The 7,221-nt window shown below is 69.9% G+C and carries 8 protein-coding genes; 2 read left to right on the top strand and 6 right to left on the bottom strand.

Annotated elements, in window-relative coordinates; genetic code table 11:
* Window positions 1–451: 451 nt before the first annotated feature.
* From CCN33_RS16365 to clpS, 6 genes are all read right to left on the bottom strand, one after another.
* Window positions 452–1,402, bottom strand: coding sequence for a PLP-dependent cysteine synthase family protein (locus tag CCN33_RS16365; protein ID WP_086694343.1), 951 nt, complete (start codon window positions 1,400–1,402; stop codon window positions 452–454).
* 17 nt (window positions 1,403–1,419) lie between these two features.
* Complete coding sequence (locus CCN33_RS16360) at window positions 1,420–1,698, bottom strand: MoaD/ThiS family protein (protein WP_086694342.1); 279 nt, start codon at window positions 1,696–1,698, stop codon at window positions 1,420–1,422.
* A 162-nt stretch (window positions 1,699–1,860) separates the two neighbouring features.
* Window positions 1,861–2,283 (bottom strand): M67 family metallopeptidase, encoded by a 423-nt coding sequence (locus tag CCN33_RS16355; RefSeq protein ID WP_086694341.1) that lies wholly within the window; start codon window positions 2,281–2,283, stop codon window positions 1,861–1,863.
* A 143-nt stretch (window positions 2,284–2,426) separates the two neighbouring features.
* Window positions 2,427–3,845, bottom strand: a complete 1,419-nt coding sequence (locus CCN33_RS16350) for an amino acid permease (RefSeq protein WP_086694340.1) — start codon at window positions 3,843–3,845, stop codon at window positions 2,427–2,429.
* A 336-nt stretch (window positions 3,846–4,181) separates the two neighbouring features.
* Entirely contained in the window at window positions 4,182–4,790 is a 609-nt protein-coding gene (locus CCN33_RS16345; RefSeq protein ID WP_086694339.1) for a DUF2017 domain-containing protein, read from the bottom strand.
* Window positions 4,791–4,800: 10 nt separating this feature from the next.
* Window positions 4,801–5,118 (bottom strand): ATP-dependent Clp protease adapter ClpS, encoded by a 318-nt coding sequence (gene clpS / locus CCN33_RS16340; protein ID WP_031182609.1) that lies wholly within the window; start codon window positions 5,116–5,118, stop codon window positions 4,801–4,803.
* 57 nt (window positions 5,119–5,175) lie between these two features.
* Between clpS and CCN33_RS16335 the strand changes: the two genes are divergently transcribed.
* Both CCN33_RS16335 and CCN33_RS16330 read left to right on the top strand, forming a co-directional pair.
* Window positions 5,176–6,522, top strand: a complete 1,347-nt coding sequence (locus tag CCN33_RS16335) for a nicotinate phosphoribosyltransferase (RefSeq protein ID WP_086694344.1) — start codon at window positions 5,176–5,178, stop codon at window positions 6,520–6,522.
* 59 nt (window positions 6,523–6,581) lie between these two features.
* Window positions 6,582–7,175 (top strand): isochorismatase family protein, encoded by a 594-nt coding sequence (locus CCN33_RS16330; protein ID WP_086694338.1) that lies wholly within the window; start codon window positions 6,582–6,584, stop codon window positions 7,173–7,175.
* Window positions 7,176–7,221: the final 46 nt, after the last annotated feature.

Genomic DNA, 7,221 nt, shown 5'->3' with positions numbered 1-7,221 from the left:
GGCGGGGGACGTGGCCGGGGCGGCGGGTCCGGCCGAGGCCGTGGGGGCCGCGGTGAATCCGGCGACGGAGAGGGCGAGAGCGGGGAGGGCGACGGCGAGGAGTCTGGGCAGACTCCGTCTCCGCCCGCCGGTGCGTGTCTCACGCATGGGGAAACTGCCTCCATGGGAAGTGGGGTTCTCGCACTGGATTGGCAGGCACGTGACACGCGTAGCGGCGGCAGAGCGCGGTCATGGGCATGACATTCTCAGGCGTCCGGCATGCCACTGAACGTGACATGACAGATCGCGGGAGGAACGTAGCCCCGGCGTGCCGGGGCCCGGCAGTACCGCACGGAAATCTTTGCCCCGCCATAGAAAGCGATTGGCCCCCTCATAGGAGGGGGCTGACGCGATCTTGTGAGCTTCCCGGGTTTGACCGGAAGAGGCCTTGCGGGGAGCGGTCGGCGGAGGGTCAGGCCCAGAGCTGGCCGTGCAGCGTCTCGACCGCCTCTTCGGTGGTCGCGGCGGTGTAGACCCCGGTGGAGAGGTACTTCCAGCCGCCGTCGGCGACGACGAAGACGATGTCGGCGCTCTCCCCCGCCTTGACCGCCTTGCGGCCGACTCCGAGCGCCGCGTGCAGCACCGCGCCGGTGGAGACGCCGGCGAAGATGCCCTCCTGCTGGAGGAGCTCACGGGTACGGGCCACCGCGTCCGCCGAGCCGACGGAGAACCGGGTGGTGAGCACCGAGGCGTCGTACAGCTCGGGCACGAAGCCCTCGTCGAGGTTGCGCAGGCCGTACACCAGGTCGTCGTAGCGCGGTTCGGCGGCGACGATCTTCACGTCCGGCTTCTGCTCGCGCAGGTAGCGGCCGACGCCCATCAGGGTGCCGGTGGTGCCGAGACCGGCGACGAAGTGGGTGACGGAGGGCAGGTCGGCCAGGATCTCGGGGCCGGTGCCCGCGTAGTGGGCGCCCGCGTTGTCGGGGTTCCCGTACTGGTAGAGCATCACCCAGTCCGGGTGCTCGGCGGCCAGTTCCTTGGCGACCCGCACGGCGGTGTTGGAGCCACCGGCCGCCGGGGACGGGATGATCTCCGCGCCCCACATGCCGAGCAGGTCACGGCGCTCGCGGGAGGTGTTCTCCGGCATCACGCACACCATGCGGTAGCCCTTGAGCTTGGCGGCCATGGCGAGCGAGATGCCGGTGTTGCCCGAGGTGGGCTCCAGGATGGTGCAGCCGGGGGTGAGCCGGCCGTCCTTCTCCGCCTGCTCGATCATGTGCAGGGCGGGCCGGTCCTTGACCGAGCCGGTGGGATTGCGGTCCTCCAGCTTGGCCCAGATCCGGACGTCGGGGGACGGCGAGAGCCGCGGCAGGCGCACCAGAGGGGTGTTGCCCACCGCGGCCAGCGGGGAGTCGTAACGCATCGGAGCGCGGCGGCCGATCAGACCATGCCGCCGGCCACGGCCGGCAGGATGGTCACGGTGTCGCCGTCGGACAGCTTGGTCTCGATGCCGTCGACGAAGCGGACATCCTCGTCGTTCAGGTACACGTTGACGAAGCGGCGCAGCTGGCCGCCGTCCACCACACGGCCCTGGATGCCCGCGTGCCGGGTCTCGAGATCGGCGAACAGGTCGGCGAGGGTCTCCCCGGTGCCTTCGACCGCCTTCTGGCCGTCGGTGTACTGGCGGAGGATGGTCGGGATGCGGACCTCGATGGCCATGGTTGCGGGCTCCTGTTCGAAGGTGTTCGTCGGGGCTGCGGCTCGGTACGTCAGCAGAAGGCGCGCACCACAGTCAGAACCATGGGCTCATCGTATCGATTCCCGGTCCACCGACCGGAATCCTGTCCCGGATGGCGGACGATCGGCGACCGGGGAGTGGGATCAGTACGCCTCGACGACCTTGACCTCCTCCTCCGTGACCGCCCCGTCCAGGATGCGGAACGAGCGGAACTGGAAGTCGCCCAGGCCGTCGGCGTCCGCAGTGGAGACCAGGACGTAGTGCGCGCCGGGCTCGTTCGCGTAGCCGATGTCGGTGCGGGAGGGGTACGCCTCCGTGGCGGTGTGGGAGTGGTAGATGACCACCGGCTCCTCGTCACGGTCGTCCATCTCCCGGTAGAGCTTCAGCAGGTCCTGGGAGTCGAACTCGTAGAACGTGGGCGAGCGGGCGGCGTTCAGCATCGGGATGAACCGCTCGGGGCGCCCGGTGCCCTCCGGCCCGGCCACCACGCCGCACGCCTCGTCGGGGTGGTCCTCGCGGGCGTGGGCGACGATCCGGTCGTACAGGTCCTGGGTGATGGTCAGCATGCGGGCCAGGATAGGGGGACGGGCCGTCCCGTACCGCAGTGCGGTACGGGACGGCCCGCATGGCGGACGCCTTGAGCGGCGGCCGCCGGGGGTGCCACGAGTACTCCCGACGGCCAGGCGTCCTGGATGGTCCCTCGGTGGGTCTAGCCCACCTTCTCCAGCGCCGGCTCGTCACGCTCGCCGCTCTGCGGCGTGCGGGACTTCATGACCTTCCAGCCGATGCCGAGCGCGACGGCCCAGACGGCCATCACGTACAGGCAGACGCGGGAGTCGGCATCGTACGCGATCAGGCCGGTGACGAAGAGCAGGAAGGCGATGGCGACGTACGAGCAGACCGAGCCGCCGGGCGCCGGGAAGGACGAGGCGGGCAGCTTGCCCGCGACGACCGCGCGGCGGTAGAGCACGTGGCTGATCAGGATCATCAGCCAGGTCCAGATGCCCGCGGCGGTGGCGACGGAGGTGACGTAGCCGAACGCCTTCTCCGGGACCACGTAGTTCAGCACCACGCCGATGCCCATGAACAGCACCGAGACGGTGATGCCGAGCGCCGGGGTCTTGGTGGAGGACAGCTTGGCGAAGACGCGCGGGGCCTCGCCGTTGTCCGCCAGGGTGCGCAGCATGCGGCCCGTGGAGTACATGCCGGAGTTGCAGGAGGACAGGGCGGCGGTGAGGACGACGAAGTTCACGATGCCCGCGCCGGCCGGGATGCCGATCACCGCGAACGCCTTCACGAACGGGCTGACGCCCGGCGCGAACTCGGTCCACTTGACCACGCAGAGGATGACGGTGAGAGCACCGACGTAGAAGAGGGCGATGCGCCAGGGCAGGGTGTTGATCGCCTTGGGCAGCGTCTTCTCCGGGTCCTCGGACTCGCCGGCGGTGACGCCGACCAGCTCGACCGCGAGGTAGGCGAACATGACGCCCTGGAGGGTCATCAGCGAGGAGCCGATGCCCTTGGGGAAGAAGCCGTCGAACTGGTACAGGTTCGCCACCGAGGCGGTGTCGCCGGCGGCGCTGAAGCCGAAGGTCAGCACGCCGAGGCCGATGACGATCATGCCGATCAGGGCGGTGACCTTGACCATCGAGAACCAGAACTCCAGCTCACCGAAGAGCTTCACGGAGATCAGGTTGACGCCGAACAGGACCACCAGGAAGACCAGCGCCGTGACCCACCGCGGGACGGCCGGGAACCAGTAGTTGACGTAGATGGCGGCGGCCGTCAGCTCGGCCATGCCGGTCACGACCCACATCAGCCAGTACGTCCAGCCGGTGAAGTAACCGAAGAAGTCGCCGAGGAATTCGCGCGAGTACTCGGCGAACGATCCCGACACCGGGCGGTAGAGCAGCAGCTCGCCCAGGGCTCGCATGATGAAGAAGATGATCACGCCCGCCAGGGCGTACATGAGGATGAGGCTGGGACCGGCCTTGGCGATGTTCGCCCCGGCTCCCAGGAACAGACCGACTCCGACGGCGCCACCAATGGCGATCATCTGGACCTGCCGGCTGCCGAGCCCTCGCTCGTAACCCTCTTCAGGGGCTTCGGTGACCTTCTCAGAGGCCATGGTGGTGCGCCTTTCTCCATGCCGACCCGCGGCCTTCACTCGGCCTCGGATCGGGTCTCGATCCCCCCGGAACTGATGGAGTGAGCAGGTCGTCGACCCGCTCGTGCCTGGCCGGCGGTCGCCGGCTCGGTGGCGCACCCGGCCGGACATGGGTGGTGTCCGCCGGGCGGTCGTGAAGATTTATCACGGCCGCAATATCGAGCAAAGGGGGGCCCTGTGGCGCACCACACAGGAAGAACCGGACAAAGTACGCTCAAATGCGCCAAAAACGGCCGCAACGGTAACGCGATCGTTATCCGGAGTTGAGCGTCCTCTGAGCGAACGCGAAAGCGGCACTTACGGCATCAGCGTCGAGACGAGGGTCTCCTGGAGGCCGCCGAGCCAGAGGTAGGCCAGCACCATGGGCTTGCGCGGGTCCTGGTCCGGGAGGCGGTACAGCGGGTCCGTGTCCTCCTCGTCGGAGATCTCCAGCCGGGAGCCTATGGCCAGGCGCAGGTCGTTCAGCGCGGAGAGCCACTGCCGGGACCTCTCGGGCGACAGCTTGAGCACCGCGTCGCCGCCCTCGGCCGACGACGCGAGCTGGTCCAGGGTGCGGATGACCGCGAGCGCGTTCTCGCGCTTGCCTGCCCGGAGGTCGTTCTCGGTGTAGCGGCGGAACTCGGCGGAGTGCGCGCGTCGCTCCTCCGCCTCGGCGGGGTCGGCCGGCTCCTGCTCCGGGTCGGTGTAGGCGTCCGGGAACAGCCGGCGCAGCACCGGGTCGGCGGGCGGTTCGCTGGGACCCTCGGCGAACAGCTGGGCGAGCGGGTCGCCGCCGGCGTCCTCGGCGGGGCCGGGCCCGATCAGCTCCAGGAGCTGGACGGCCAGCGAGCGGATGATGGAGATCTCGACGTCGTCGAGGGCGACGGTCGCGCCGCCGCCGGGGAGCGGTTCGAAGTGTCCGGGCATCTGTGTCGGTTTACTTCCGGTCCTGCTGGAGGGTGGCCCACAGTCCGTAGCCGTGCATCGCCTGCACGTCGCGCTCCATCTCCTCGCGGCTCCCGCTGGAGACGACCGCCCGGCCCTTGTGGTGGACGTCGAGCATGAGTTCGGTGGCCTTGTCCTTCGAGTAGCCGAAGTACGTCTGGAAGACGTAGGTCACGTAGCTCATCAGGTTGACCGGATCATTGTGGACGATCGTGATCCAGGGGACGTCCGGCTCGGGTACGGCGAAGGTCTCCTCCGCCGATTCGGTGCGTTCGATCTCTACGGGCGCGGGTGACGTCACAACAGCCATGCTGCCACGCACCCCAGAAATCGTCACACTGACGAAATGGGAGTACGCTTCGTCGTCATGAACACAGCGGACCTTGGGCTGCCGGTCGAAGTCCCGTCGACGGCGCTCTTCACGGACCAGTACGAGCTGACCATGCTGCAAGCCGCCCTGAAGGCCGGGACGGCCGAGCGGCGCAGCGTGTTCGAGGTCTTCACCCGCCGCCTGCCGCACGGCCGCCGCTACGGCGTGGTCGGGGGCACCGGCCGGGTGCTGGACGCGGTGGCGAACTTCCGCTTCGACGCAGCGATGCTCGCCTTCCTGGGCGAGCGGGGGATCGTCGACGAGCCGACCCTGAAGTGGCTGGCGGACTACCGCTTCCAGGGCGACATCTGGGGCTACCCGGAGGGCGAGGTGTACTTCCCCGGCTCGCCGCTGCTGCGGGTCGAGGGCAGCTTCGCGGAGTGCGTGCTGCTGGAGACGGTGATCCTCTCCATCCTCAACCACGACTCGGCCATCGCGGCCGCCGCCTCCCGGATGTCCTCCGCCGCGGGCGGGCGGCCGCTGATCGAGATGGGCGCCCGCCGCACCCACGAGCTGGCCGCCGTCGCCGCGGCGCGCGCCGCCTACGTGGGCGGTTTCGCCACCACCTCCGACCTCGCGGCGGGCTTCCGGTACGGCATCCCGACCGTGGGCACCTCCGCGCACGCCTTCACCCTGCTGCACGACCGGGAGCGGGACGCCTTCCGCGCCCAGGTCGACGCCCTCGGCCCGGACACCACCCTGCTGGTGGACACCTACGACGTCGAGGAGGCCGTCCGTACGGCGGTGGAGGTGGCCGGTCCCCGACTGGGCGCGGTACGGATCGACTCCGGCGACCTGCTGCTGGTCGCGCACCGGGTGCGGCAGCAGCTCGACGAGCTCGGCGCGACGGACACCCGGATCGTGGTCACCTCCGACCTGGACGAGTACGCCATCGCCTCGCTGGCGGCGGCGCCGGTGGACGCGTACGGGGTGGGCACGCAGCTGGTCACCGGCTCCGGGCATCCGACCTGCTCCATGGTCTACAAGCTGGTCGCGCGCGCCGAGTCCGCCGATCCCGCCGCCGAGCTGGTGCCGGTGGCGAAGAAGTCCAGCGGAGGGAAGACCTCCATCGGGGGCCGCAAGTGGGCGGCACGGCGGCTGGACAAGTACGGGGTCGCGGAGGCCGAGGTCGTGGGCACCGGGCCGGTGCCGGAGGAGCTGGCCGACCGGCAGTTGCTGGTGGAGCTGGTCAAGGGGGGCGAGGTCATCGCCCGCGAGCCGCTGGACGCGGCGCGCGAGCGGCACATCGCGGCGCGGGGCAACCTTCCGCTGTCCGCGACGCAGCTCTCGCGCGGGGAGCCCGTCATTCCGACGGAGTACCTGCACCTGCCCTCGGGTAGCTAGTGCGGGAGGCCGGAAGTCTCTAGGCTCGATTCCTTGGACCCCACTCGAAGGACACCACCATGCGCCGCGCCTTGATCGTCGTAGACGTGCAGAACGACTTCTGCGAGGGGGGCAGTCTGGCGGTGGCCGGCGGTGCGGACGTGGCCGCCGCGATCACCGAGCTGATCGGCCAGGCGGCCGGGTCCGGGTACCGGCACGTGGTGGCCACCCGCGATCACCACATCGCGCCGGGCGGTCACTTCGCGGACAACCCGGACTACGTCCACTCCTGGCCAGCGCACTGCGTCGCGGGCACGGAGGGCGTGGGCTTCCACCCCAACTTCGCCCCGGCGGTCGCCTCCGGCGCGGTCGACGCTGTCTTCGACAAGGGCGCGTACTCCGCCGCCTACAGCGGCTTCGAGGGCACGGACGAGAACGGGCAGTCTCTCGCGGACTGGCTCCGGGCGCGGGACGTCGACGAGGTCGACGTGGTCGGCATCGCCACGGACCACTGCGTACGGGCCACCGCGCTGGACGCGGCAGCCGAGGGTTTCGGCACGCATGTGCTGCTGGACCTGACGGCGGGGGTGGCCCAGGAGACCACGGCCCGCGCCCTGGAGTCCCTCCGCGAGGCAGGCGTCCAACTGACCGGCAAGCCGGTGGTGAACGCGTAGGACGAGCCCGCGGGCCCGCTGTGGCTGGTCGCGCAGTTCCCCGCGC

Origin of the sequence: Streptomyces recifensis, assembly GCF_002154615.1 — a bacterium.
Classification (GTDB): Bacteria; Actinomycetota; Actinomycetes; order Streptomycetales; family Streptomycetaceae; genus Streptomyces; species Streptomyces griseoluteus.
The sequence above is the reverse complement of the archived record's forward strand: the minus strand, read 5'-3'. Positions and strand labels throughout refer to the sequence as shown.